Genomic DNA, 26,611 nt, shown 5'->3' on the forward strand with positions numbered 1-26,611 from the left:
TTCCATTCATAAAAGCATACAAAAACCCCCTGCTGTCACGAGCAGGGGGTTTTTGTATGCTTTTATGAAACAAGACCATTTCGAATATGAGCAATCAGATTTTCAAGCATTTCTTTTGTTGTGACATCATTTGAATTTTCACCAATATCATGAGCGTACATCAAAATCTTTAAAAATTCTTCTTGATTTAAACCCTTATTATCCATGTCTGTATCCTTTCGAATCCACTAATTTCATTATTATATGCTGTATGGTTGGTTTATGCAATACTCTAATACATCATTCGACAGCTTTTGAAATTTATGACCATTTTCATGAAAAACTTTTTTATAAATCACCATTGAGCTATAATAAAAGAATTGGAATCTTTTACTTGGTTAGGAGCGGATCAAATGCTTCAGCACAACATCAACGAGGAAGAAATCAAACAAACAGCCGAACAGATCAAAGAACTTCTTCCTGCAACAGATGAAAACAAACAACTCATCAAAAAAGCATTGATTACTTATAGACAGGACAGCGTATATCGTCTCAAGCAAGAGTCTGATACCGAATGGTCAGCTTATGTCCATGATGTCGTGGTAGCAAAGGTGAATCTGCAACTATTATTACCAATCATCAGTAGATGCACTTGTCCAGCTGATGGATTTTGTAAACACATCCTCGCTGTCTTCTTTTCGCTGTACGCTCAAGTAGAGAGTGTGACCGGCTTTACAGAGAATTGGTCAGAAAAGGATGAGTTACAGCGCAGCAAAGAACTGCTTCGCCAGCACTTCCAAGTGAAGCGCCCAAACGAACAATCACTCCAAAGCTGGCTGACTTTTTTCCAAGAGGAATTTAACCTCTGGCTTAAACGAACACCGAAGCATCAGCAAACACCACAGCATTTGTATTACGGCTATTTATCGGTTCTGAAAAAACACGCACCCACTTCACCTGAATTCAAGAGTTTGTATGCGATTCATATGTCTATCGATGTGTGGCTAAGGCTTCATGAGCTCATCGACCTCGGCCGGCTTGATGCCGAAAAGGACTTTTATTCCATGAATCCTTATGTAGAACAGCTCATGAACACCATTTTTGATTCAGTGGATCATTTAAAGACATATGCACTTTCCTTTTCCCTCGATCCGTTTCTTGAAAACACACCAACTGCCGTTCGGACACTTCTTCAAATAGACGGACCTTTCCAGCATGAACGAGTCGTGGTCTTTATGGAGATTTGGGGAACTATATTAAATAGAGGGAAATGGGTCAAAAATGAAACCACATTACTCAAAAAAGCACAGCAGCAAGAACAAACAGTTGAGCGCACCATCGGGCTGATGCATATGGATTATTTGCTAAAAGAAGACGAACGACTCTTTCAGCAATTACAGCTGCTCAATGCAGATATGCTGCCAAATGTGCTCAATTGGCTAAAGGATCTCACAAACCGCAAAGATTGGAAGCGGCTTAATCACTGGTATCACGAGATCACATATATATTAGAAGAATATTGCCAGCTGGACCTTTCCTACAGAGAACTGCGAGGAGCCGTCAGTGATTTCTTCTTTTATTTAGATGCATACTTTAAGCAGACGAAAGATCATCACTTGTATGAACGCTACCTCCAAGTCTGTATGCCTTATGCATTTACTGAATATAGCCAGCTTTTATATGCACAGCAGCGCTACGCAGAATGGATTGAAATACACAGCCTCGTTGGTTTCTCCATCAGCGAATTGGAGAAAGAACTGATCAAACAGATTGCAAAAGAAGAACCTGAAGCGCTCATTCCTTCGTACCATCGTGAAATCTCACTGCTCCTCGATCAAAAGAATCGAAGTGCCTATCGAGAGTCTGTGAAAATGCTCAAAAAACTGCGTACGCTTTATCATAAAACGAAAAAAACCGTGATTTGGGAAAGATATGTAAAGCAGCTGCAAGATTCAACGAAACGGCTGCGTGCGTTCCAAGAGGAAATGAAGAAAGGAAAATTGATTGATGACACGCCATAAACAAATTGTCATTCATGCAGAACAAACAGAAGATTTCTCTTTCACCATTTCAGCGCAAGCAGAGGACGGACACCCTGTTCCGCTTAATGAAATGAAGAGGCAGCTTTTTCAATGGCACGAATCTTCTTTTTATGGAACATTCTTAGAAGATGTGAGCTTTATTGGCACACCTGCCTTCCTATTAAGCCCTTGGATGACCGTGGAATTGCTAGGAAAAAATTCATTTAATACCTTCAGCCATGTGACATTAACGGATGAAACAGAGCCGCTTATGAAAACAGCCTCTACCATTTACGAATTCATCGAGGATGAAGATTTCGTTCCAGATTACGAGGCATGGACAGAGGGCGTGCTCCGGTTTAAAGACAAAGAAGGCTTATTAGAGGGCTATACGGCTGATTGGTTTTCCGCTGCCGTACAGGATTATATTCAATATGATGATGCCCTGCAGCACAAATGGAACCGAATGACTGCACAATCGCCTGCCCTTTCATCCTTCCAAGGACATTTTTTAGATGAGCAGGATTTCTTGGAGACGATTGGCTGGATTGAAGATGAGACGCCTTTCACTGTCGGCTTGCGCTTAAATGAGCCGGAATTCGACGGGGATGATTGGAAAATCGAATTGTTTTTGCGCGATAAGAAAAACAGCAGTCTTCACTTCTTTGAAGGCAACCGTTCATTAAAAAAATCTTGGCGTCCATATCAAGAAAAAATCGCAAGAGAACTGGAGCGATTCAGTCAAATTGTTCCCTGGCTCTCTTTCACATCTGGTACAACGCTCATGTCAGAAGAAGAAGCCTGGCTTTTCCTATCTGAAGCAAGTGAAACACTTGTGAATATGGGCATCGAGATTCTGCTTCCATCGTGGTGGCAAATCGTCAAAGAAAGCACCATGATGCTAAAAGCAAAGGTTTCCTCAACACCGCGAGGCGAATCGCATGTTGGAATGGATGCCTTAATGGACTTTAATTGGCGCTTTGCCACAAATGGCATTGAGCTGACAGAAGATGAGTTCAATGAGCTTGTTCAAAGTAAACGCCGCCTTGTCAACATTCGTGGACAATGGATCAAAATCGACCCGACCTTCATCCAGCAAATGAAAAAATGGATGGCGCGCGCCGAAAACGAAGGGCTTCACATGTCTGATATTTTATCTCGTGAACTAGCAGATCAAGAGGCCTCCTCTGAAGCGGTTCCAGAACTATTGGACAGCTCGGCATTTGCTCATATTCAATTTGAACTTTCTTCTCAATTAAGAGGCCTTGTCCATCAGCTAAATGATACAAAAGAGCTGCCTTCCTACAAAATGAGTGAATCCTTTAAAGGTACACTGCGCCCATATCAGCAGCACGGTGTCAATTGGCTTTTATTTTTAAGATCTCATGGATTCGGCGCTTGTTTAGCAGATGATATGGGACTTGGTAAGACGATTCAAATGATCGCTTATTTCACCTATTTGAAGGAGCAGGAGCAAGACGCCGCTCCTTCTCTCATCATTGCGCCAACCTCTGTTTTAGGTAACTGGCAAAGAGAGCTGGAAACATTTGCACCACACTTGAATGTCGCTCTGCACTACGGACCATCACGTCCACAAGGCGAAAACTTCACCAAAGCATATGAGTCAACAGATATTGTCCTGACATCTTACGGACTCTCTCACTCTGATCGTGATGAATTAACATCAGCCAAGTGGAATACCATTTGCTTAGACGAAGCCCAGAACATTAAGAATGCCCATACGAAACAATCGAGAGCGATCAGGCAATTAAAAGGGCAGCATCACATTGCCCTCAGCGGGACACCGATGGAGAACCGCTTGACAGAGCTGTGGTCCATTTTCGACTTCGTCAACAAAGGGTATCTCGGCAGCCTGACCAGCTTTCATAAAAAATTCGTCCTTCCAATTGAAAAAGATCGTGAACAAAAAAGAATTGAACAGCTGCAGCAGCTGATCAAACCTTTCTTATTAAGACGAACAAAACAAGACGAAGAGGTCGCCCTGAACCTGCCTGAGAAACTAGAAGAAAAAGAATTCATCCCGTTATCGGCTGAACAGGCATCTTTATACGAACAGCTCGTCAAGGATACATTCGAACACATGGCTTCATTAACAGGGATGCAGCGGAAGGCCATCATCTTAAGTATGCTCGGCAGACTCAAACAGATTTGTGATCACCCTGCCCTCTATTTAAAAGAAAGCGGGACAGATGTGAAGCTGTTGAAACGTTCATTAAAAATGGATAAATTAGCAGAGCTGTTAAAAGCCATACATGATCAAGGAGAAAGTTGCCTCATCTTTACGCAATATATTGAAATGGGCAACATGATCAAACAACTTGCGGAAAAGATGTTTGGAGAACCCGTTCAATTTTTAAATGGCAGTTTATCAAAACTTGAGCGGGACAAAATGGTGGAACGCTTCCAGAAAAAAGAGTTCAACATCTTAATTCTTTCTCTAAAAGCAGGAGGAACAGGACTGAACTTAACCGCCGCCAATCATGTCATTCATTATGATAGATGGTGGAATCCTGCCGTGGAAAACCAGGCGACAGACCGTGCGTATCGTATCGGACAAAAACGATTTGTGCACGTCCATAAAATGATCACAACCGGCACAATTGAGGAAAAAATTGATCAAATGCTCGAAACAAAACAAACACTAAATGATCAAATTATCCAAAGTGAAAGCTGGATTACAGAGCTATCGACGAACGAACTAGAAGATTTATTTACATTAAGTGCGGCCGCTCAATCATCTTAAACACAGCAAAAAGAGGACTTTTCTCAAGCTCGATGAAAAGTCCTCTTTTTTCATTTTCATATGAAAAAATGTTAAATTTGCAGATTTTTCAAAGCAGATTTTACATTCATATACGTATTCAAATCACGGAAGTCTTCTCTCATTTCTCCCATTTTCATCGCAAGATTTGGTTTAATTCCTGTCACAATCAGTTCAGTGCCAGTCATTAAAATCAAATCGTTCAACTTAAAGATGGCATCCGCCACAAATGAATCGACCTCTAATAAACCGGACAGATCCACAATAAAATAATCGTCCTTGGATTGAGAGATATAGGTGGAGACCGTTGAAATGATTTTATTAAATCTTGGCGCTGTTAACGTACCAATGATCGGTAACACAGAGATACCATCCTTCACCGGAACAATCGGTACAGAAATATTCAACACTTCATCAATTGATTGCTCAAGAAGCTCCTGCTGTTCCTTCTCCTTCGTGACATCCTTTTGCAGGCCAACGAAATAAAGACGTTTCCCTTCATTTTCGTCTATCCAAAGAGGAGCCACACTTAACTCGTTCCAAAACATTTGTCCAGATTTTTTATAATTTTTCAGCTGAACAGTGACAGCCTCTTTGTTTTCAATGGCTGCCCTCATTTGTTTTAACACGATTTGCTCAGTTTCATCCCCTTGAAGGAAACGGCAATTCTTCCCTAATACTTCGGTTTCTTGATAGCCTGTCATATCTAAAAAGCCCTTGTTCACATATATTAAAGGATTATCAGGTAAAGACGGGTCCGTTACCGTCAGGCCAACCTGAGTATAGTCTAAGGCTTCCTTGATTAAATGCAGATTTTCGGACTTATAAGATTCCAGCGCCATTCGTGTACTCTCCTTCATTTCCTTACAAGCGGGTTATACTCATAATGAAATTATATGATGTTCCACACCAGGTGTAAATAGAAGTAGTTCTGATTTCTCTTTTGTAGAATGCGCTTCATCCTATTAGAATTATTCAAAACACCCAATTTGTCTATTTCAGCAGATGTTGAATCATATGCGCCACACCATGTTCATCATTTGTTAACGTGACATGGTCGGCTAGTTCTTTTATATCCTGTCTCGCATTCCCCATTGCAACACCAATACCAGCTACCCGAATCATGGATTCGTCATTTAAACTGTCTCCTACAGCCGCTGTTTGGCTTAGAGGAATACAGAGCTTTTCCGCCAGCCTTGTCAATGCCTGCCCTTTTGACGCATCCTTTGAACCAATTTCAAAGTTATGATCAGCCGAACTGACCAATGTTAATTCTGAATCATGTCCAAACGTATCCCACCCGGCTTTCAATCTGTCTTGGAAGAACGAAAAGCCTAAGATGTTGTAAAATGACAGCTTTTGATCCTCACGAAATAACTCTTTATATGTATCAATATAGGCAAAGCCCGACTGGCTGTATTGCACTTCAGCCGCTTGCTTCAGGACATTCATATCCGTTTCTGGATTTGCACTCTTTAAGCGGTCCATTTCGATGGCAAGAAGCTCTCTGCCACGGTTCGGTGTGAAAATGGCCTCATTCGTGAACACTTCATAGTAGTAATCACGCTCTTCAAGCCATGATAAGATGTGTTTTGCTTTTTCTTCGGTTAAAGCAGCCGAATGGTACACCTGCCCATCTGGATCATGAATGACAGCTCCATTTGCACTAATCACCCACGTATTCATACCTAGCTGGTCAAAAATAGATTTCACATCAAAATACGCTCTTCCTGTTGAAACGACAACCTCAATTCCGCTCGCGGCTGCTTCCTTTAATGCCTGCTCGTTTTCCTGACTGACTTTGTGTTCACTGTTCAATAAGGTTCCATCTAAATCGGTTGCGATTAATTGAATGTTTGTCATCGGTCTCTCCTTTTTTGACTTCATTTTCAACTGACATTCCGTTTGTTACATCCATCATCATTATGAAATGAGTATCCACTATTTGCAAGAGATGATCGGCTTATCAGTCAATAAAAGGGTACCCGGTCATGAACACATAACCGGGTACGTATAAGGGGAGACATAGGGGACACATGACCTTTACAAAAAAGCATCGGTTTCTATTACGCAGTGTAAATGTGCACAAGGCAGTGTCTATCAGCTTTAGCTAGAGGGGGGCTGTCAGATGCTAGACCTTTGCCTTTTGATTCAAAACTGACCTCCTTTCCTTTCAACTAGCCCTAGTCTACTAAGAATAAGCGCAGCAGACAAAACACGAAAATGGCAAAATAGCCCTTCAAATTCTCTATTTCCTCACTCATTTTTGTTTTTTACCGCTTGTGTATAAAACATCATCTTGTTTTGTTTGACGAAATACTTATTTTTCATAAATTGATAAAAAACATCTGAATGAATCCAATTACTAGCAGGCATGTGAATATAATCAGATCCGTCCCACGCAAACCAATAAAAACAAAGCCTCCCGTCATGAATCGACAATTGGAATTCAAAGCAGTCCATTTGATCGGCGGTGACGTATTGAAAAGTGAGAGACTCGCCTTCCTCCATATACACATCACAAAATGAGAGAATGTCTCCCCATGAATACACTCTCATATCGCGTTCCTTTTCCTTACCAATATGTATTTTTCGCAGTTGATAGGACGTCATAAAACATCTCCTTTCACTAATGTACTGCCTGTTCTGAGTAGGCAGCGGTTTCATTTATACAGATGTTGTATGCTATAATGATACATACGAATAATGAACGCTTGTGAGGTGATAAATATGAAAACCTTTAGGCTGATTGATTTAAAAATCGAACTTGATCCAAAACAAGATAAAATGTCCAGTATTCCCCTTCGAGACGGCTTAATCATTAATAAAGAAGACGGCGAAAATCACTGGATGATCGAGGCACTCCTTCCAAAGAAACATAGACAGGTGTTTGAGGTACTCTTTCAGCAGCATACAGAAGTGAAGATTCTCGTGACGATCACAAAAGAAAACAATCGCCCGGTTCATCTATCTGTCCAAGTCAAAAACATCGTTGCCTTAGAAGAAAATATTTCTGTGCTACTCGATGGTAAAATGATCACAAATCGTTACAGAACAGAAACCGAAGAAGTATTAAAGGACCTCGTCAAAGAGGGCCTTTCAGGAGAAAAACTGCTGGATGCTTTTAAACAAAACACATAAAAAAAGAGCGGGTTCAGCCGCTCTTTTTCTATTGCACATCTTTCGATTGGCTTTGATTTTTCAATAGATCTCTAATTTCCGTTAGCAGCACTTCCGTTTGATCTGGTGTTTCCACAACTTCTTCTTCCTCTACCTTTTCTCGTTTTAATTTATTTAAATAACGAATAAAGATAAAAATGGAAAACGAGATAATTAAGAAATCGACCACTGTTTGAATGAAGTTTCCATACAAAATTTGCGCAGAGCCGATTTTAATGGACAACCCGCTAAAATCATGTCCACCAATTATAATCCCGACAAGCGGCATGATCAAATCATTCACAAGAGAAGTGACAATTTTGCCAAATGCTCCCCCAATGATGACACCGACAGCGAGGTCAATGACATTCCCCTTGACTGCAAACTCTCTAAACTCTTTCAGCATCCTTATCACCTTCATCTTTTTTTGTCTAATATGACGTTTTTTTGTCAAAAATGCAAGTCCTTATCCGTTTCGACTGAACTTCCCCATTAAAAAAAGCGGTTCATGCAAGATGAACCGCTGGATCAATCACGATACTTTAGGACCGATAGAAAATGTAAGTTCTGCTTCACATGCCACTTCGCCATCCACCGTTGCTACCGCTTTTCCTTTGGCAACTGGACCGCGAAGACGCGTCACTTCAACCTCTAAACGAAGCTGATCGCCAGGCTTGACCTGTCTTTTGAATCGGCAGCTGTCAATCCCTGCAAATAGACCAATTTTCCCTTTGTTTTCTTCTTTGCCTAACATAATCACCCCAAAAACCTGTGCAAGGGCTTCTACAATCAGCACACCCGGCATGACTGGGTATCCTGGGAAATGGCCGTTAAAAAATTCTTCATTCACTGTCACATTTTTAATTCCGACCGCTCTTTTCTCACCATCAACCTCTAAAATACGGTCGACCAATAAGAATGGATAACGATGTGGTATCATTTCTTGAATTTGCTGAGCATCAAGCATGTCTTGATCTCTCCTTCTTTTCTATATCGCTGATCTTCATTTGATTCCTCTAGAAGTATATTATGAATGCGGTCATTTTTCAATGTCCAGTCAACAAATATGGTAAAAAGTAACATCTACCATTACCAATTGTCATGAAATATAATCCACACTACACTCATCGTTTTTTCACAAATATGGTAATATATATTACATCATTGATTGAATAAGAGGGTAAAAATGAATTTTATGAGCGATAAATCCATTAAAAAACTTCTCCATTCGTGGTATACAATGCTGAAGCATCGACATTTTTCGAAGGCTGAAGAGATGAAAACGACCTTACTCAAATATAAACGCAGATTATCGAAAAAACAGGAGCTCTATTTACATTATCAGCTTATGCTTTTTCGCCATCAGCTCTGGATGAATCAGAATGAGGACTTAGAAAAACTCAAACATGAACTGATGCAGCACAAGGATCAAATGAACGAAGAACTGCAATATTACTTCTACTTCTTTCTCGGACTATACGAATCTTTAAAAAGTGATCAACATGATGCCATTCACTATCTTGAAAAGGCAGAGGAAAAACTGCCATTACTAAACGATGAGCTGGAAGAAGCAGAGTTTCATTTTCGTACAAGTGGTGTTTATTACAACAACCGCTATTCGTTGTTATCCATTCGTCATGTTCAAACAGCCATGGATATCTTTGCAAAGCACGGAGATGTCCATAGCATTTATCGGTGCAAGATTGTGCTCGCACTTAACTTTAGCGACCAAAAAAAATATGAGGAAGCTGAAGCTATTTTTAATGAGATTATCGAATACGTGAAAATGATTGACGATCAGGAACTGCTCGGCATTGTTTATTATGACGCTGGTTTTATTCAATCGAGACAAAACCGTCATAAAGAAGCACTTGAATACTTTAAAAAAGCGCTTCGTCTCCCAGCATACCGAAAGTCGGCACACTCCTACGTATCGTGTCTCTACGAAACAGTGCGCTCCTGCTTTAAAGAAAATTTAACCGATGAAGGAATGAGGTATATTCAAAAGGGGCTAAAAGAAGCGGTTGATTCCCAGTTTGATCTATTAAGAATCAAGTTCCAAATCTTATTCCTTCTTTACAGCCAAACACCTAAGGCAGATGAGCAAATTGCCAATCTCGTCACATGTCTTGAACGAAAAGAAGCCTGGGTTGATCTTGAGGATTTGCTTGCAGATGTCTCAGATTTTTATAAAAAAAAGGGCGACTTTGAGCGAGCCGCCTTCTTTATCATGAGAGGCTGATATCAGCCTGCTCATTATCTAATCGTATTGATTAACCCTAGCATCTGATCGCCCATCGTAATGGTTCTTGAGTTCATCTGATACGAGCGCTGTGTTGTCATGAGGTCTGTTAATTCTTTAGACATGTCCACATTCGAGGTTTCAAGCGCACCTTGCTGAAGCTGAATCGCTTGGCGGTTTGCCCCATTCAGTGCCGTTAATGCGCCTTGATAGTTGCCGTCTACTGAGAACAAATTATCTCCTTCAGAGATGAGCGCTGAAGAATTATTCACTTGTACAACTCCCAGATTCACCTGCTGATTCGGTTGATTATCTCGAGAAACTGCCGTAAGCCGTCCATTCTTATCGATAGAAATATCGCGGAAATTCGCATTTAAGACGATCGCATTTCCGTTTTCATCAAGAATTGGATAGCCTTCGCTTGTCACAAGCTGGACCTGATTACGATTGTTACCTGGCTGTAAATAAAGAGAGCCGTCTCTTGTATAACGGATATTACCGCCGGCATTGACCTGCAAATACTGCGATGGTGCACCAAATGCAACATCAAGATCACGGCCTGTTTCTTTAATAGAGCCTTGCAATGAGTTAATGGATGCATTGACCATTGTACCAGTTCCAAGCCTTAGCCCGGCAGGTGTTAAACGACTGTTTGCCACCTGCTCATTTTTTTCATCAACCTGATCAAACTGCTGCCTGATCAGCTCTGAGAAGCGGGTGTTTTTTGCGCGATAGCCTGTTGTTTCACTGTTGGCAATGTTATTACTGATGATATCAAGCTGCTTTTGCACCTCGTTCATCGACACTGCTGCATTGATCATCGTTCTAAGCATGAGAATCCTCCTTTCTCTTTCTTTTCTTCATTAGTACACTCTTCCAATTTCATTCACAGCTTTTTCTAAGCTTTTATCATACGCCTGAACCACTTTTTGGTTTGTTTCGAATGCTCGATAGGCTGTAGTCATTTCAGTATACGATTTCGTCACATCAACGTTCGACAGCTCTGATACACCTTGGCTTAACGTATAGGACACTTGACCGTTATTGACTGCACTTGGCAGAGGCTGGTTATCAGCTGTACGGTATAAATCATTTCCTTCACGCGCAAGGTTTCTTGTATCCATCGCAACACGTACATCAATTTGTCCGAGATTTTGTCCATTTTCACTCACAGTACCATCTGCATTCACTTTAAAATTCTCACTTTGAACTGTTATCGGCTGGCCCGCAACTGAGAGAAGGGGACGGCCATTGATGGTCAACTGATTTTGGTCGTTCAATGTAATGGAACTGCTTTTCGTATAACGAACGCCTTCTGGTGTATTCACAGCATAAAAAAGCGCTGACTTTTGATTTGTCTCCGGGTTGATGGGTACATTATTTTCTACTAATGCGATATCAGTTGTTTGATCCGTTGTTTTTAATGTTCCTTGGGTAAATTGAGGAATCAATTCCTGCATGTATGTCCCCGTATTAATGCCGCCAATCGCCGTTTGCTGCGGGATACTAAAGCTTTTGCCTGAAGATGTTTGGAAACGTCCCGATTCCATTCGGCTCAGCAGCATTTCGGGAAACGCCCGCATAGCTCCTTCATCCGCTTTATAACCTGGTGTATTCGCATTTGCGATATTATTTGAAAGCATTTCTGTCCGCCGCTCTTGAGCGATCATGGCAGATGTTGCGGTGTATAATCCTTTTAACACATGCTCACCTCATTCAAATTCTTTCACATGACCTAAAACCATCAGTACACAATCTTCTAAGAAATATATCGGCATATTTGCAGGCTTCTTTAATAAAAATCCCTCATTCTTTCTAAAAAGAATGAGGGAAATCATTAGCTGAGTTTACGCTTTGGCAGCTTGTCCATATTATCAAGCATCACGCCAGTACCTACTGCTACACAATCCATTGGATTTTCAGCAACGAAAACTGGTACTTTCAGCTCTTCTGCAAGCAATTGATCAAGCCCATTTAGAAGAGCTCCGCCACCTGTAATGATGACGCCGCGATCGATAATATCAGCTGATAATTCAGGCGGTGTTCTCTCAAGAACTTGTTTCGCAGCCTGAACAATCGCAGATACAGATTCACGCAATGCTTCTTCTACTTCTTTGCTTGTGACGGTAATTGTTCTTGGTAATCCTGTCACCATGTCTCGTCCACGAATTGAAATCTCTTCGTGACGTGCGTCTGGGAATACCGTTGCAACTTGGATCTTAATATCCTCAGCCGTGCGCTCACCGATCAACAGCTTGTACTCTTTTTTAATGTAGTTTAGAATTTCCAGATCAAATTTGTCTCCAGCCATTTTAATAGAAGAGGCGGTCACAATGTCACCCATTGAGATGACAGCGATATCTGTCGTTCCGCCTCCAATATCTACGACCATGTTTCCACTTGGCTGAAAAATATCCATACCAGCACCAATGGCTGCTACTTTTGGCTCTTCTTCAAGAAATACATGCTTACCACCGCTTTTTTCAGCAGCTTCTTTGATCGCCTTCTGCTCAACAGATGTAATGTTTGTCGGGCAGCAGATGAGCATACGCGGCTTAGAGAATAGCCCTTTCACATTTAATTTGTTAATAAAATGCTTGAGCATCGCTTCAGTTACTTCAAAATCAGCAATTACGCCATCTTTTAATGGACGAATCGCAACAATATTCCCAGGCGTACGTCCAACCATACGTCTCGCTTCTTCTCCAACAGCCAATACTTTTCCGCTGTTTTTGTCAAGAGCGACAACAGATGGTTCATTTAACACAATTCCTTTTCCTTTGACATGAATCAGTACATTGGCAGTACCTAGATCAATTCCAATATCCCTAGCAAACATCTATATATATCCTCCTTGATAATCTGTTTCCATAGCAAATACCACATTCTGCCCTAATTATATATTCTATCATAATTTGAAGAAAAAAAGATATTTCTTTACAAAAGTCTTTACAAAATTTGTGGTTAGAAACTACCGATAAGAGGAAGATATATATATCATGTTTATGAACAAAGAACTAAGCTTACTGTTTCACAGGCTCGCCTTCTAAAATTTCTTCTTTTTTATACTTTAACTTGGTGGCTTCTCCTCCTCGCAAGTGGCGGATTGATTTATGATAATCCAGTATCTCCTTCACTTCATTAGCCAGATCTGGATTAATTTCTGGCAGTCTTTCTGTTAAATCCTTGTGTACAGTACTTTTAGAGACTCCAAATTCTTTCGCAATTACACGAACGGTTTTCTTTGTCTCCACGATATACTTTCCTATCTTGATTGTTCGCTCTTTGATGTAATCGTGCACACCACTCGACCTCCCTAAAATGGATGTGAGAAGTGTGAAATGAGATCCGTATCAATATTATCTATTTTCAGCGGCGCTTGTTCGTCTTAATTTCTCATCCATTAGGTAGTAAATGCCAAACACGATCCCTCACCTCAAACACTCTCTTTGTCAGGTTTGTAACAGTGTATTAGCATTGCAGAGGGAATATGCTAAAAATGAAGTGGGACAAGGGATTTATCAGAAAAATGCAAAACAAAAAATCATTTCGAGTGGCGAACATTTCCCCTTTACAAGTAAAGGTGTAACACGTAAAATAGGAAAGGTGATTTTATTTACCTAGCTAAATATTTAATGAAGGTGAGCATATGGATACGTTAAACAGAGAGTGTTTACATCAAATACATCAAAGCGCCCGGCTGCTGTCTAAAAAGGCGAACGAAGCGCTTGCTGCTTATGACTTGTACATGTCCCAGTGGACTGTACTTTTTTGTTTGGATACATTCGGCCCGAAAACACAAAAAGACATTTGGACCTATTTGAACGTCGAAGCACCGACCATTACCCGAACCGTTACGCGTCTAGAAGCAAACGGCTGGGTGAAGCGTGTCCAAGGAACAGACAAACGTGAAAATCTCATCGTCATGACAGATGACGCAAAGGCCCGTTTTGAAGAAATCAAACAGACGATGGAACAATTTGAAGAAGAATGTCTTTCGGATTTTACCCGCGAAGAAAAACAACTCCTCCATACACTTTTACACAAATTATCAACTGAATAGGAAGTGACATACATCATGAACGAACGCATTTGGACAAAAGACTTTATCATGATTGTCCTGGTGAATTTATTTACCTTCACCTCTTTTTATGCCCTTTTGACATTGCTGCCCATTTACACAATGGATGAACTAAATGGAACAGAATCACAGGGCGGCCTCCTTGTGACGGTCTTTTTATTATCTGCCATTGTCACGAGGCCATTTTCTGGTGCCATGATTGAGAAATTCGGCAAAAAACGCATGGCGATCTTCTCTTCAACGGTCTTTGCCTTACTCACTTATTTATACATTCCGATTGATCAATTCCAAACGCTTCTGATCCTGCGTTTCGTACAAGGGATCTTTTTCAGCATTTTGACCACAGTAGCCAGTGCCATTGCGGCCGATATGATTCCGAAACATAAACGCGGGGAGGGTCTTGGATACTTTGTGATGTCAATGAACATCGCCGTAGTTATCGGTCCGTTTATCGCACTGAATCAAGTAGGAAAAGTAGGTTTCCATTCTTTATTTCTTCTCTTTTCCATCATTGTCACCATCGGAGCGGCTTTTACGATGTTGATTAGACAACCAGAGCCTGCAAACGGCGGCAGCGTCATCTTTCGATTCACTTTTTCTCATCTGTTTGAAAAAGGCGCCTTAAAAACGGCGGCAGTTGGAATCATTATCTCTTTCTGTTACTCGCCGATCATTTCATTTATTTCAGTCTATGCCAACTCCCTTCATCTGATGGGGGCAAGCAGTTACTTCTTTATTGTTTTTGCAGCTGCGATGCTCGGTTCACGTCCATTTACAGGGCGACTGTTCGACCGAGTCGGACCTCACATTGTGATCTATCCATCTATCGCTCTTTTTGCAATTGGTTTATGGATGCTGACCGCTACACATTCAGCCACAATGCTTCTTCTATCAGGTGCTGTCATTGGTCTTGGCTACGGCTCTTTGGTACCATGTCTGCAAACCCTTGCGATTCAGCACTCACCAGCTCACCGTACAGGCTATGCAACCGCCACTTTCTTTACCCTGTATGATACCGGAATTGCTGCTGGCTCATTTGTATTCGGTCTCCTTGTCAGCTTCACAGATTTTTCAAATGTGTATCTCATTGCAGGCATTGTCGTTTTACTCAGTATGGGTGTTTTTTATTGGAGCGAACGAAAACCGCAAGAAGCAAAAACACAAAAGGTTTCCCTATCAGAATAGGATACTGTTTTAAACTTCACCGAAAACATGCTAAAATATAGGATGTTTCAAATGGACATACAGACCGTTTGAAAAATAGGTGGCGTTAAGCGAAAGTATAGGTGATGTTTTGAATTACGAATTGTTTAAAGTCATACACGGGATGGCTCATCATTCTGAGTTTTTAGATCAGACCATGATTTTCATTACAAAAAAGGCCCTTCTCGTGTATGCCCTTGTCTTATTGATTTGCTGGTTTTTAGGTAATCACACATTTAAGAAGCACGTCTTCTTTTCCGGTGTAACAGGCATCGTGGCACTTGTCGTCAATTTTGCCATTACGCTGTTTTATTATGAAGAGCGGCCGTTTGTGGCGCATAAAGTCGACACACTCATCCCGCACTCAGCAGACGCTTCCTTCCCAAGTGACCATACAACAGGCGCACTGGCTCTTTCATTAGCCATTAGATCCCGTAATAAAAAGCTCGGCAACATATTGCTCGTTTTTGGATTACTTACAGGGTTCTCCCGCATCTGGGTCGGCCACCATTATCCATTTGATGTTTTAGGCAGCTTAATCGTATCCATTGTGGTTGTCTTCATCATGAATAAATTATGGAAGTTCTTTGACTCTCCAATTGATCGCATCGTGACATTTTACGAGGCCATTTTGGGAAAAATATTCAGAAGGAAGCAAAAGGATCAAGGCTCTGACCTGTCCAACTCTTAAGCGGCTTGTGATAAAGTGATGAAGATGTCTCTTCTCCTTTATCCAGCCGCTTTTTTGATTGTTTGTCTTCCTCTGACCATACTTGAAAAGTAAAGACTGACACCAATACCGATCAGAGAAATCATGATCAATGTCCAGCCTAATTGTTCAAAATGAGAACCCGCAATTTCCTCACCAAACAGCATCCCAAGCACGGCAGATGACAAAATGGAACCAAGGTACCGGCATGTTTGAAAAAGTCCAGATGACGTGCCAATCATTTGCTGAGGGCTTGCTTTTAGCATCGCAGCTTGAAGCGCAACATTCCCAATGCCGTAACTCACTCCAAGCAATGAAAGGACCACTCCTTTTCCCCATAACGGCGCAGGAATAAAAAAGAAAGTCATGGCTGAAGCCCCGGCCAGCATCAGCACAGCACTTGCTAAAACAGGATGACGTTCATCCCCGCGATCCACCCACTTTCCAGTCAGCGGCGATACAATGATGCTCATTCCAGACATGCACAGCATAAAGAGACCCGTCATCTCCACACGCCAGCCCAATTCATCCTGAAAATAACTAGGCAAACCAAAAAAGAGACAATAGAAGAAAATATTCAAAATGATAAATTGCCCATACACAAGTGACAGCCGCTTCTCTTTTCGAAACATCCGAATTTGAATGAACGGTTCATCCACCTTGTGTTCCCACCAAACAAAAGCACCTGCACTCAAAAGACAGAGAATGCCCTGTACATACTGAATACCATCAGCAAATGATAATAAAAATGAAAGCAGCGATACAATACAAGCTGTAAAAAGAAGCATCCCTGGCAAATCGAGCTTACGTACCATTTCTCCTATGCGAAGCTTTTTCTTCTTCTCCTTAGGAAATAAAGAAAGACCAAGGAAAAAACTGATCAATATAAATGGCAGATTCACTAAAAAGATCGCCGGCCAGCTGCCAATTGTCATTAAAAAACCGCCAAGCGTTGGCCCAAGCGCTGTCATCGCTGAAGCAAAGATGGACAATACCGCTAAAGCCGAAGCCTGTCTTTCCTTCACATGATCCCGAATGAGCCCGACGCCAGAAGGATAGATCGCGCTGCTTCCAATCGCCTGCAGCAGCCGAATCACAATCAGCACAGCAAATGTCGGGGCAAACGGGGCACAAATAGCTGAGACTGCCACTAGAGCTAGTCCAAATAAAAATAAGGTTCTCCTGCTCATCACATGATCTCCAATCCGTCCGCTCACTGGCTGCGTGACCGCACTGGCCAAATAAAAGGTTGAAATGAGCCAGGATACCGTCGTAAACGACAAACCGAATTCATGCTGAATTTGATGCAAGGCCAAAGAAATCATCGAGGAATTCAGTGGATTTAACATCGTTCCAAATGCGATAGCAGTTAAAAAAACTTTCCGGTTGTTTTTCCATTTGTTCATACACCGGCTCCTCCTTGTAAAATGGCATGTTATTGGCCTGTTCTTCCGTTATTATGAGATTCATTTCCCTTTTTTACCCTAAGCAATTCAAGTTCTCTCTCACAAAAGCATGTCATACATTCTAAAAAGGGTGTGTGCTGGAAAAACACATATAAAATTGAGAATAAAAGGTTCAAATGGTAAGATGCACACATATGAAAATGCCTACTTTCTCCTTATATGGAGAACGGCTGAAAAGGAGGAAAAGCCAATTCATAAAAAAAGACGGTTGTGGGTCCCAGCCCTTTTCTCAGTTGCAGTATTACTTCTGTCTTCGTGTGGTTCAAATGAAACGAATGGGAACGGAGATAAACGTAATTCTACAGCGAAAGGGTCACCGATTTTGGAGGATGGAAAGTTTATTTTTGCAGCATCAGGTGAATTTCACCCATTCAGTTACATGGATGGAAACCAGATGTCAGGCTTTGATATTGATGTAGGCAATGCGATTAGTGACAAGCTCGGCCTCGAGCCTGTACAGAAAAAATATAAATTCGCAGGCATCGTCGAAGGCGTCAAATCAGGGAAATTTGATGCGGCAGTTGCAAGTCATACCATCAATGAGGAACGAAAAAAACACGTCCTTTTTTCTCAACCTTATTACTACTCCGGTCCGCAAATCTTCACACGACCTGGAGCAGACATTCAAAGTGCAGATGACTTAAAAGACAAAGAGATCGCTGTCTCTAAAGGCTCGTCCTATGCTGATATTGCGAAAGAACATAGCGGGAAAGAACCAAAATATTACGACAGTGATGTTGTCGCTTTAGAAGCACTAGCCAACGGTAAACACGATGCGGTCGTCACTGATTTCGCCACAGGTGCAGAAGCCATGAAGAAAAAACTAAAAATCGAAGCGCAAGAAAGACTCGGACAAAGCGAGCAAGCAATCGCTGTCTCTAAAGACAATAAAGGACTGATAGAAGAGATCAACGATGCGATTGATGCACTAAAAAAAGACGGAACATTAAGACAAATTAGCGAGAAGTATTTTGACGAAGATATTACCGTCAAACAAGATTAAAACCACGATTGTGCGCCCTTCTACTCTAGGCGCACTTTCTTCAAATGGAGATGATTTGTTTTGCCTACCCTATCACACTTTTTCCAAACGCTGATTGAGTCTAGAGGCGTTTTCTTAGAAGGGATGCTACTGACCTTACAACTGACTGTGATCAGCATCCTCATCGGTATGTTCATCGGGCTTTTCTTTGCTTTAATGAAAATATCCCGTGTGGCGGTTTTCGGATATATCGCGAATGCTTATATCTTTCTTGTGCGCGGGACGCCACTCATTGTGCAAATTTTCATCTTATATTTTGGACTCACGGAATTAAATATACCTGACTTTTGGGCGGCCTCTATTGCCCTTGCCTTCCATAATGGTGCCTATATAGCAGAAATATTCAGAGGCGCTATCCAATCAATTGACCAAGGTCAAAAAGAGGCAGGACGTTCTCTTGGCATGGGACGCTTTTTAACCATGAGACGCATCATTCTCCCGCAAGCGATGCGGCGTGCCCTTCCCCCACTTGGCAATCAGTTTATTATCGGCTTAAAAGACTCATCTCTTGCCGCCTTTATCAGCGTCAATGAACTATTCAACGTAGCGACCACTCAAGGCTCCAACAGCTTTGACAATATGACCTATTTACTGGTTGTCGCTGTCTATTACTTAGTTCTTGTCCTGCTGTTAACATTCGCTGTGCAAACCTTTGAAAAGAAACTTTCAGTCAGTGATCATTAGGAGGAGAAGCATGACAGAATCGCAGGAAATCATTCGTGTTGAAAATCTCAATAAATACTTTGGGGAGCTACATGTCTTAAAGGATATCAATCTTACTGTATATGAAAATGATGTCGTCGTCTTAATTGGTGCAAGCGGCTCTGGGAAAAGCACCTTGCTCCGTTGTATGAATTTTTTAGAAATAAAAAATGACGGTCAGATCATCATTGATGGCAGTCCCGTTCATCCAAAACGAGATCAATTAAACGAAATGAGGCAGAAAATAGGCATGGTGTTTCAGCATTTTAATCTCTTCCCTCACAAAACCGTACTTGAAAACATTATTGAAGCACCTGTGATGGTGAAGAAAACAAAGAAGGCACAGGCCATCGCTGAAGCCAATATCCTGTTAGAAAAAGTCGGCCTTGCGGATAAAGCCAGCGTCTACCCCTCTAAGCTATCAGGCGGTCAGAAGCAGCGCGTTGCCATCGCACGAGCTCTCGCCATGAGGCCTGATGTCATGTTATTTGACGAGCCTACATCCGCCCTTGACCCAGAGCTTGTAGGCGAGGTGCTGCTTACCATGAAAATCCTCGCAAAAGAAGGCATGACAATGGTCATTGTCACACATGAAATGGGTTTTGCAAAAGAAGTAGCCGACCGAGTCGTCTATATGCACGAAGGTCGTATCATCGAAGAGGGCATCCCAGCAGAATTGTTCGATTCCCCTCGAGAGGAGCGAACCAAATTGTTTCTCAGCTCCATTTTATAGGTCAAATGCCCTTTATTTTTAGCGATCCACACACGTTTTTTCTCATTTTTTACGAACTTTTCTTCCATTTATATTGATAATGACTAAAAAACCATGTGAGATAAACTTACATGAATATGTTATATATGACTTTTCTCTCTATAATGAAGAATTAAGAAATCTTTTAATTCTGAATGATTCGGGGGAATGCAGCATGCAAATGGGTGATACAGTATTTATGTTCTTCTGCGCACTACTCGTGTGGTTAATGACACCGGGTTTAGCATTATTCTACGGAGGACTTGTGAGAAGTAAAAACGTGTTAAGTACGACCATGCACAGCTTAACATCACTAGCCATTGTCTCTATCGTCTGGATTGTGTTTGGCTATTCACTCGCCTTTGCGCCAGGCAATGCATGGATCGGAGGCTTTGACTGGGTTGGACTAAAAGGCGTTGGCTTCGAGCCTGGTTCATATAGCGATACCATTCCACATTCATTGTTTATGATGTTCCAAATGACCTTTGCCGTCTTAACCACAGCCATCATCTCAGGCGCCTTTGCTGAACGTATTCGTTACTCAGCAGTAGTCGTGTTTACACTCCTTTGGGTCACATTTGTATACGCTCCAGTCGCACACTGGGTTTGGGGCGGTGGTTGGATTGGAGAAATGGGTGCGCTTGACTTCGCTGGCGGAAACGTCGTTCACATTTCTTCCGGTGTTGCCGGTCTAGTCGTTGCGATTGTTCTCGGAAAGCGAAAAGAAGCGGCAAGTTCTTCCCCACATAACTTAATTTACACACTTCTTGGCGGAGCTGTCATCTGGTTTGGCTGGTTTGGCTTTAACGTTGGAAGTGCCCTGACTTTAGACAGCGTCGCCATGTATGCCTTTATCAACACCAATACAGCAGCGGCCGCAGGAATCATCGGCTGGCTGTTAGTCGAGTGGATGATCAACAAAAAACCAACGATGCTAGGCGCCATCTCTGGAGCCATTGCTGGTCTTGTAGCCATTACACCTGCCGCAGGTTTTGTTACACCGTTTGCTTCTATTATAATAGGATTGATCGGCGGAATCGTTTGTTTCTGGGGAGTCTTCTCACTCAAAGCCAAATTCGGCTACGACGATGCACTGGATGCATTCGGACTTCATGGAATTGGTGGTACTTGGGGAGGAATTGCCACAGGTCTTTTCGCGACAACATCTGTCAATGACGGCGGAGCCAATGGCTTATTTTATGGAGATCCAAGCTTACTTTGGAAGCAAGTGGTCGCCATTGTTGCCACTTATGTCTTTGTTGCGGTCGTCACATACGTGATCATCAAAATCGTCAATATCTTCTTCAAGATTCGCGCAACTGAAGAAGAAGAATCAGTCGGTCTTGATTTAACGATGCACGGCGAAAAAGCATATCAAGATTAAAGAAGAAGGGGTGTCTCTATGAGTAAAATGTATAAAGTGGAGATTGTCACACGTCCAGCTAATTTTGAAACATTAAAGGTGGAGCTTGGAAAGATTGGTGTCACCTCTATTACCTTTTCAAATGTGCACGGCTGCGGCTTACAAAAGGGACATACAGAACTATACCGCGGCGTCAAAAAGGAAAGCAATGTATACGAGCGTTTAAAGATCGAAATCGTCCTAAGCAAAGTACCTGTCGAACAGGTTGTTGAAACAGCTCAAAAGGTACTTCGCACAGGCGAACCAGGGGATGGGAAAATTTTTATATATGAAATAGAAAATACGATTAACATTCGGACAGGTGAAGAAGGACCTGCCGCGTTATAGCACCCCCTCCGCCAAATGGCGGAGGTTTTTTTGAAGACAGAAAAAAACCTCTGCGTACGCATCTACACAGAGGATCTTACAAGACATTAAGATTGTTTGGTTTCTTCTGACTGACTGCTGTCTTTAGATGAATCTGAAGACTTTTCCTGATCAGAGGATTTCCCCTTCTCATCAGACTTTTCTTCGGTTTTCTCTCCAGCCGGCTCTTTTGCCTTATCTTCAGCAGCAGGTTCCTTCGTTTTTTCATCAGCTTTTGGCTGAGCAGGTTCTTTTGCTTCTTCCGTCACTTCTTGAGCTGCTTTTTCAATAGTAGAAACAGGCTTATCAATGAAGTTAAGTGGATTGAGCGCTAAACCTTCCATACGAATTTCAAAGTGCACATGGTTGCCGCTTTCAGCACCATATAGATTCTTACCAGAAGCACCGATGACATCATTCTGCTTCACTTCATCGCCTTCTTTTACACTTACTTGAGACAGCGATTGATAAACAGTTGACAATCCATCTTCATGTTCAATTTCAACGACATGACCGAGAACTGGATCTTTTTTCGCCTGAACGACAGTTCCACTAAGAGCAGCTGTGACATCAAACACTTTGCCATCTTTATCTGCAAGATCAATACCTTTGCTTAAGGTATAGGTGTTATTATAGTTTACAAGTGCTGCTTCTTTTTCTTTTTGATCAGCATCTGCTTCATAGAACTTTTTCACGACAGAAACATTATCAGAATTCTGGACCGGCATGGCAACATTTTCAATTGGCTTTCCAACTTCAACGGCATCATCACGCTGTTCTTGTCCTGTTTGATTTCCATCAGATAGTTGGTCTTTCACATCTTTTGATACAGCTTGATACCAAAGAACGGCTGTTAACACGACCGCTGCGCTGACCAAGTAAATAGCAGGGAATACCCAGCGCTTACGGAAAAATTGCTGAACTTTTGTGATTTTGGAAGTACGTTTCTTTTCTTCCTCTCTCATTTTTCATCACCTCAGCAACATTCTGAACACTTTTCAAAAAATATATACACACGAAATCATTTTTCTTTTTATTTTGCGCAATCACATCAATAATATGTATGATGAATGAAAAAAGGTGGAGGACTTTATTGTGAAAACTTTCAACCGCATTGCAACAGAAGATGACCTCAAAGCGATTGTCGATATTTACAATTCAACGATTGCTTCAAGAGAAGTTACAGCCGATACAGAACCTGTTACAGTTGAGGACCGCCGGCAATGGTTTTTAAATCATTCAGAGAAAAGACCTCTCTATGTGAAAACAGATGAAGCAGGCAATATCTACGGCTGGCTCAGCTTTGAAACGTTTTACGGCAGACCCGCATACAACGGAACCGTTGAAATGAGTATATACTTGAACCAAGACTATCGCGGAAAAGGTTTAGGCTCTCTTTTCTTACAAGAGGCCATCGAATTGGCGCCCTCATTAGGCATCCGAACATTACTTGCCTTTATTTTCGGCCACAACGAAGCCAGCATTCGATTATTTAAAAAACACGGCTTTGAGACATGGGGACACTTACCGCGCATCGCAGAAATGGACGGTAACAGGTACGATTTAGATATATTAGGAAAAGAATTATAAACGAGCGAAAATGATCTTTATTTCAGCTCTTCTTTTCAAGCGTGATGGAACGCCCTTGAAGTCTAGGAAGGACGAGTTACTAACGCAAAGCGAATTTGACATTCGTGAGCACCGAGCGCAGGACTGACAAAAGATGCGAGGGTTTGTCTACACGCTGGAGCGTCTCTTAAAGAAAGAGACGCTTTTTTATGAGGCTTGTAAGAGCTGTTCAAATTGTTTTGCATTCTTAAGCGATTTCCTTTGCAAAATGATTCCTTGTTCATCAATGAGAATCGCTTGCGGGACAACCGTTACCCCATACAGCTCCACCATTTGTGAAGAACGTATATATACGGCTTGTGCAGGCAGCAATTGTAGCAGCGAATCGTCATCCGCTTGTTCATCGCCATTTATAAAAATGACATGAACATCATCACGTGAAAATGAGTGCTGCATATCAGCTAAAATGCTTTTACACGTCATACAGGTAGAATTCACAAAGAACAGCATCACGCCTTTCCCATGTTGCAAATATTCCTTTAACATCACCTTTTCGCCTTCATGCGTATAGCTTCGAAATAACGGCGCCGGCTCACCAACATCCGCTTCCTTCAATTCAATCCCATCAAAGGATTTTATTTTATTCATAAACCTTCCGATAAAACGGGCAAGCAGAAACACCACCGCCAGCTGAGCAATGACAATCAATAACACAATGATTAATAGAATATCCGTCATTTCATTTTATCTCCTTCTATCATTGATTCATTTTCAATATCGAATTGATTGATCCACTTTCGCTTGAACAGCATAATTTCTTGACTGAGCGCTATGATGAAACAGACAGCTGCTGCAATGAGAAAACAAATGATGTTTAAGTGCCATGGCATCGTATCTACATAAGGGTGTACATAAAATAACCCAACCACAAGAGCAAGCATCAACAGATTACGGATCACTATTCCCCAATGAAGGCGATCGTTTTCAAGAAGCCCTCCACAGCCGCATGAAATATCATGATGCCCTCTTAACAAATTGAACGTGACCGCTCCAGTATAGATACATAAAAGGGCTGTAAGCCCAAATGCAGGTACGACAGACATGTTCCATATGAACAAATGAACCGTACACACCAATTCAATCAACAAGAATAAATAAAACATAGGTCCTGCGAAAGAAGGCGGTAGCAGACGATAAGCCTTCATCTGCTGCACATGTGCTGTCTGCTTTCTTACTTTATCGAGCCATGCACCTGCAAAAATGATTCCTAGTAAATAGACACCTATGAAATAAAAGACACTCACCTTACACCATCTCCTTTTGTTGGAATAGTTGAGATTGTGCCTCGTAAAGCCTTTTGTACTCACCTTGTAACGCCATCAGTTCATCATGGTTCCCTTCTTCAATGAAAGCACCATCTTTCATGACGATGATACGGTCTGCTAAGCGGGCCGCTCCCATACGATGTGTAATAAACAAAACACCTTGATTTTGCGTGTGATCGAATAGCTTACGGATGAGTGAAATCTCCGACAATGGATCAAGAGCCGAAGTCGGTTCATCTAAAATGATAAAATCACTTTCTCTAAAAAAGGTTCTCGCCATCGCAAGCTTTTGCCATTGTCCGCCAGACAGTTCATGCCCTTCTTCAAAAAAACGACCAAGTTGCGCATCATATGTGTCTTCCATTTGATTAATTCTTTTCTCTATCCCTGCTTGCCGGGCAGCTGACATCAACCGCTCTTCATCATCTATATCATTGATACGACCAAACCCTATGTTTTCTTTCACAGTGAATTCGTACTTCATAAAATCTTGAAACAGAACCGCCATTCTATCGTGATATGTCTTTTTATTAATAGTCGAAATAGATTCACCATTGACTTTGTGCATATTCGGCTGATCTGGATCGTATAATCCGGTTAAACATTTGATTAAAGTGGTTTTACCAGAACCGTTATCCCCTACTAATGCAAGGCGTTCACCTTTATTCATATGAAAGTATATACGCTCAATAGCAGGCTTTTTCATATTTGGATAAGTAAAAGAAAGATTTTCTAGTGTGATGGACTGGATATGATCAATTCTCCGAAGCGATGCTGCCTGTTCATGATGTTCCTCTTCCCTCTTTTGGAATGATCTCATTTCATCAACATAAAGGCTCGTCTCATATAAACTAGAACATTCCCTCGTTAAATCTTGAAAACCACTTTGAATGTTCTGTACAGCTTGCAGCACTGCGACAAATGTCCCGGCTGCTAATCTTTTTTGAAAAATAAGATAGACAATCAAAAGCCCACAGCACATATAGGCAAATGTCATGAGCAACCCGCCTGCCATCTCCCAGCGAACTTGCCGTTTCAGCAATTTATATTTCTCATCTGCACTTTTGACATAATGACCTTTCCACTTTTGAAGCAGATAATTCCCTATTCCATATAAACGTATTTCTTTTAGAGAATCTCGTTGCGCTACAAGATCGGACACATACATTTCTCGTCGATCATTAGCAGTTAACAGACGGTTTAAACGATAACGCGCACCTCCAAAGAAAAGCTCAATCCACAATACAGGCAAGGTAAACACGAACAAAATGGCCGCCAAGCCCCAGTGAATACCCACCATATAGATAAGAAGTGATACAACAGTAATCAACGCGCTCATGATTGTAAAAATACTTCTGACCATACTGAGAACATGCTGATGACTGTTCATCACACGTTGACTTTCATTATAAAAAGATGGGTGTTCAAACGTAATAAACGGGAGCCTTATCGCTTTTTGAAGCAATTCACCCTTCAAATGCAGACCAATCAAATTTGTCGCTCTCTGCTGACTAAGCTGAAGAATGAACTGAAGCCCATATCCTAAAATCACAATGACCATTTGCAGTCCAAATAACCACAAAACCTTTTGGATGTCACCTGAAGACGTCATAAATAAAATAATTTCATTAATCAATGTTTGAATAATCCAGACACTAGCCAAAGGCATAAAACCAACGATCACTTGAATCAACAAGGTTAAAAGAAGATATGAACGACTTTTTTTCCAAGTATAGGAGATTGCATATAAACAATGGTTCACTGTACTCATCAAACGCTCCACCTTACACCATTTAGTATAATTGACATATT

At 41.5% G+C, this 26,611-nt stretch carries 28 protein-coding genes; 13 read left to right on the forward strand and 15 right to left on the reverse strand.

Translation table 11 applies throughout. The annotated features are described in order from the left end of the window. Positions 1-62: 62 nt before the first annotated feature. Positions 63-206: a YwzD family small protein gene (locus BA1_RS19225; protein WP_003214884.1), complete on the reverse strand. Its 144-nt coding sequence runs from the start codon at positions 204-206 to the stop codon at positions 63-65. Positions 207-392: 186 nt separating this feature from the next. On the opposite strand from BA1_RS19225, the gene BA1_RS01180 reads away from it, so the two are divergent. Together BA1_RS01180 and BA1_RS01185 are read left to right on the forward strand one after the other, a co-directional pair. Beyond that, a complete protein-coding gene (locus tag BA1_RS01180; RefSeq protein WP_008354837.1) occupies positions 393-2,000 on the forward strand; it encodes an SWIM zinc finger family protein in 1,608 nt (535 codons plus the stop codon). Next, entirely contained in the window at positions 1,987-4,764 is a 2,778-nt protein-coding gene (locus tag BA1_RS01185) for a DEAD/DEAH box helicase (RefSeq protein ID WP_008354839.1), read from the forward strand. Before BA1_RS01180 ends, BA1_RS01185 begins: the two co-directional genes overlap by 14 nt. 71 nt (positions 4,765-4,835) lie before the next feature. Here the strand turns inward: BA1_RS01185 and ytvA are convergent, their stop codons facing one another. The 3 genes from ytvA to BA1_RS01200 form a co-directional block, all read right to left on the reverse strand. Further along, on the reverse strand, positions 4,836-5,624 hold the full coding sequence (gene ytvA, locus BA1_RS01190) for a YtvA family blue-light photoreceptor (RefSeq protein WP_008354841.1): 789 nt from the start codon (positions 5,622-5,624) through the stop codon (positions 4,836-4,838). Positions 5,625-5,775: 151 nt separating this feature from the next. After that, positions 5,776-6,636, reverse strand: a complete 861-nt coding sequence (locus BA1_RS01195) for a Cof-type HAD-IIB family hydrolase (protein WP_237739176.1) — start codon at positions 6,634-6,636, stop codon at positions 5,776-5,778. A gap of 402 nt (positions 6,637-7,038) precedes the next feature. Further along, on the reverse strand, positions 7,039-7,395 hold the full coding sequence (locus tag BA1_RS01200; RefSeq protein WP_008354845.1) for a hypothetical protein: 357 nt from the start codon (positions 7,393-7,395) through the stop codon (positions 7,039-7,041). 117 nt (positions 7,396-7,512) lie between these two features. On the opposite strand from BA1_RS01200, the gene BA1_RS01205 reads away from it, so the two are divergent. Then, positions 7,513-7,923, forward strand: a complete 411-nt coding sequence (locus tag BA1_RS01205; RefSeq protein ID WP_008354847.1) for a YwpF-like family protein — start codon at positions 7,513-7,515, stop codon at positions 7,921-7,923. 28 nt (positions 7,924-7,951) lie between these two features. On the opposite strand, the gene mscL is transcribed toward BA1_RS01205, so the two are convergent. Further along, positions 7,952-8,347 carry a large conductance mechanosensitive channel protein MscL gene (gene mscL / locus BA1_RS01210; protein WP_008354849.1) on the reverse strand — a complete coding sequence of 132 codons (396 nt, stop codon included), beginning with the start codon at positions 8,345-8,347 and terminating at the stop codon, positions 7,952-7,954. Between the two features lie 126 nt (positions 8,348-8,473). Beyond that, positions 8,474-8,908 carry a 3-hydroxyacyl-ACP dehydratase FabZ gene (gene fabZ / locus BA1_RS01215; RefSeq protein ID WP_008354851.1) on the reverse strand — a complete coding sequence of 145 codons (435 nt, stop codon included), beginning with the start codon at positions 8,906-8,908 and terminating at the stop codon, positions 8,474-8,476. Between the two features lie 219 nt (positions 8,909-9,127). Between fabZ and BA1_RS01220 the strand changes: the two genes are divergently transcribed. Further along, positions 9,128-10,183: a tetratricopeptide repeat protein gene (locus BA1_RS01220; protein ID WP_008354853.1), complete on the forward strand. Its 1,056-nt coding sequence runs from the start codon at positions 9,128-9,130 to the stop codon at positions 10,181-10,183. A gap of 14 nt (positions 10,184-10,197) precedes the next feature. Here the strand turns inward: BA1_RS01220 and BA1_RS01225 are convergent, their stop codons facing one another. From BA1_RS01225 to spoIIID, 4 genes are all read right to left on the reverse strand, one after another. Then, on the reverse strand, positions 10,198-11,016 hold the full coding sequence (locus tag BA1_RS01225; protein ID WP_008354855.1) for a flagellar hook-basal body protein: 819 nt from the start codon (positions 11,014-11,016) through the stop codon (positions 10,198-10,200). A gap of 30 nt (positions 11,017-11,046) precedes the next feature. After that, positions 11,047-11,886, reverse strand: a complete 840-nt coding sequence (locus tag BA1_RS01230; RefSeq protein WP_008354857.1) for a flagellar hook-basal body protein — start codon at positions 11,884-11,886, stop codon at positions 11,047-11,049. Between the two features lie 134 nt (positions 11,887-12,020). Beyond that, positions 12,021-13,022 (reverse strand): cell shape-determining protein Mbl, encoded by a 1,002-nt coding sequence (gene mbl, locus BA1_RS01235; protein ID WP_007497573.1) that lies wholly within the window; start codon positions 13,020-13,022, stop codon positions 12,021-12,023. Positions 13,023-13,206: 184 nt separating this feature from the next. Then, positions 13,207-13,485, reverse strand: a complete 279-nt coding sequence (gene spoIIID / locus BA1_RS01240) for a sporulation transcriptional regulator SpoIIID (RefSeq protein ID WP_008343327.1) — start codon at positions 13,483-13,485, stop codon at positions 13,207-13,209. A 347-nt stretch (positions 13,486-13,832) separates the two neighbouring features. On the opposite strand from spoIIID, the gene BA1_RS01250 reads away from it, so the two are divergent. The 3 genes from BA1_RS01250 to BA1_RS01260 all read left to right on the forward strand — a co-directional run bounded on the left by BA1_RS01250 (position 13,833) and on the right by BA1_RS01260 (position 16,158). Further along, positions 13,833-14,246: a MarR family winged helix-turn-helix transcriptional regulator gene (locus tag BA1_RS01250; protein WP_008354859.1), complete on the forward strand. Its 414-nt coding sequence runs from the start codon at positions 13,833-13,835 to the stop codon at positions 14,244-14,246. Positions 14,247-14,261: 15 nt separating this feature from the next. Beyond that, positions 14,262-15,449 (forward strand): MFS transporter, encoded by a 1,188-nt coding sequence (locus BA1_RS01255; protein WP_008354862.1) that lies wholly within the window; start codon positions 14,262-14,264, stop codon positions 15,447-15,449. A gap of 109 nt (positions 15,450-15,558) precedes the next feature. Continuing rightward, positions 15,559-16,158: an undecaprenyl-diphosphatase gene (locus BA1_RS01260; RefSeq protein WP_034738166.1), complete on the forward strand. Its 600-nt coding sequence runs from the start codon at positions 15,559-15,561 to the stop codon at positions 16,156-16,158. Positions 16,159-16,196: 38 nt separating this feature from the next. On the opposite strand, the gene BA1_RS01265 is transcribed toward BA1_RS01260, so the two are convergent. Further along, positions 16,197-17,582 carry an MFS transporter gene (locus BA1_RS01265; RefSeq protein WP_008354867.1) on the reverse strand — a complete coding sequence of 462 codons (1,386 nt, stop codon included), beginning with the start codon at positions 17,580-17,582 and terminating at the stop codon, positions 16,197-16,199. Between the two features lie 184 nt (positions 17,583-17,766). On the opposite strand from BA1_RS01265, the gene BA1_RS01270 reads away from it, so the two are divergent. From BA1_RS01270 to BA1_RS01290, 5 genes are all read left to right on the forward strand, one after another. After that, on the forward strand, positions 17,767-18,645 hold the full coding sequence (locus tag BA1_RS01270) for a transporter substrate-binding domain-containing protein (protein WP_008354869.1): 879 nt from the start codon (positions 17,767-17,769) through the stop codon (positions 18,643-18,645). A gap of 60 nt (positions 18,646-18,705) precedes the next feature. After that, entirely contained in the window at positions 18,706-19,368 is a 663-nt protein-coding gene (locus BA1_RS01275) for an amino acid ABC transporter permease (protein WP_008354871.1), read from the forward strand. Positions 19,369-19,378: 10 nt separating this feature from the next. Beyond that, positions 19,379-20,119, forward strand: coding sequence for an amino acid ABC transporter ATP-binding protein (locus BA1_RS01280; protein WP_008354875.1), 741 nt, complete (start codon positions 19,379-19,381; stop codon positions 20,117-20,119). A gap of 193 nt (positions 20,120-20,312) precedes the next feature. Further along, positions 20,313-21,521, forward strand: a complete 1,209-nt coding sequence (locus BA1_RS01285; RefSeq protein ID WP_008354877.1) for an ammonium transporter — start codon at positions 20,313-20,315, stop codon at positions 21,519-21,521. Positions 21,522-21,539: 18 nt separating this feature from the next. Next, positions 21,540-21,887: a P-II family nitrogen regulator gene (locus tag BA1_RS01290; protein ID WP_007497589.1), complete on the forward strand. Its 348-nt coding sequence runs from the start codon at positions 21,540-21,542 to the stop codon at positions 21,885-21,887. Between the two features lie 86 nt (positions 21,888-21,973). Here the strand turns inward: BA1_RS01290 and BA1_RS01295 are convergent, their stop codons facing one another. Beyond that, positions 21,974-22,870 carry a stage II sporulation protein SpoIIQ gene (locus BA1_RS01295; RefSeq protein WP_008354880.1) on the reverse strand — a complete coding sequence of 299 codons (897 nt, stop codon included), beginning with the start codon at positions 22,868-22,870 and terminating at the stop codon, positions 21,974-21,976. Positions 22,871-22,997: 127 nt separating this feature from the next. On the opposite strand from BA1_RS01295, the gene BA1_RS01300 reads away from it, so the two are divergent. Continuing rightward, positions 22,998-23,495 carry a GNAT family N-acetyltransferase gene (locus BA1_RS01300; protein ID WP_034738194.1) on the forward strand — a complete coding sequence of 166 codons (498 nt, stop codon included), beginning with the start codon at positions 22,998-23,000 and terminating at the stop codon, positions 23,493-23,495. 186 nt (positions 23,496-23,681) lie between these two features. On the opposite strand, the gene BA1_RS01305 is transcribed toward BA1_RS01300, so the two are convergent. From BA1_RS01305 to BA1_RS01315, 3 genes are read right to left on the reverse strand one after another with little or no spacing between them, the layout of a single operon-like run. Next, the gene (locus BA1_RS01305) at positions 23,682-24,212 is read right to left on the reverse strand and encodes a TlpA family protein disulfide reductase (protein WP_008354884.1); all 531 of its coding nucleotides are present in this window, start codon (positions 24,210-24,212) and stop codon (positions 23,682-23,684) included. Continuing rightward, positions 24,209-24,778 carry a MauE/DoxX family redox-associated membrane protein gene (locus tag BA1_RS01310; RefSeq protein WP_008354886.1) on the reverse strand — a complete coding sequence of 190 codons (570 nt, stop codon included), beginning with the start codon at positions 24,776-24,778 and terminating at the stop codon, positions 24,209-24,211. The genes BA1_RS01305 and BA1_RS01310 overlap by 4 nt, the downstream gene beginning before the upstream one ends. Position 24,779: 1 nt before the next feature. Further along, positions 24,780-26,570: an ABC transporter ATP-binding protein gene (locus tag BA1_RS01315; RefSeq protein WP_008354888.1), complete on the reverse strand. Its 1,791-nt coding sequence runs from the start codon at positions 26,568-26,570 to the stop codon at positions 24,780-24,782. Positions 26,571-26,611 lie beyond the last annotated feature (41 nt).

It is taken from the genome of Bacillus xiamenensis (assembly GCF_000300535.1).
Taxonomy (GTDB): Bacteria; Bacillota; Bacilli; order Bacillales; family Bacillaceae; genus Bacillus; species Bacillus xiamenensis.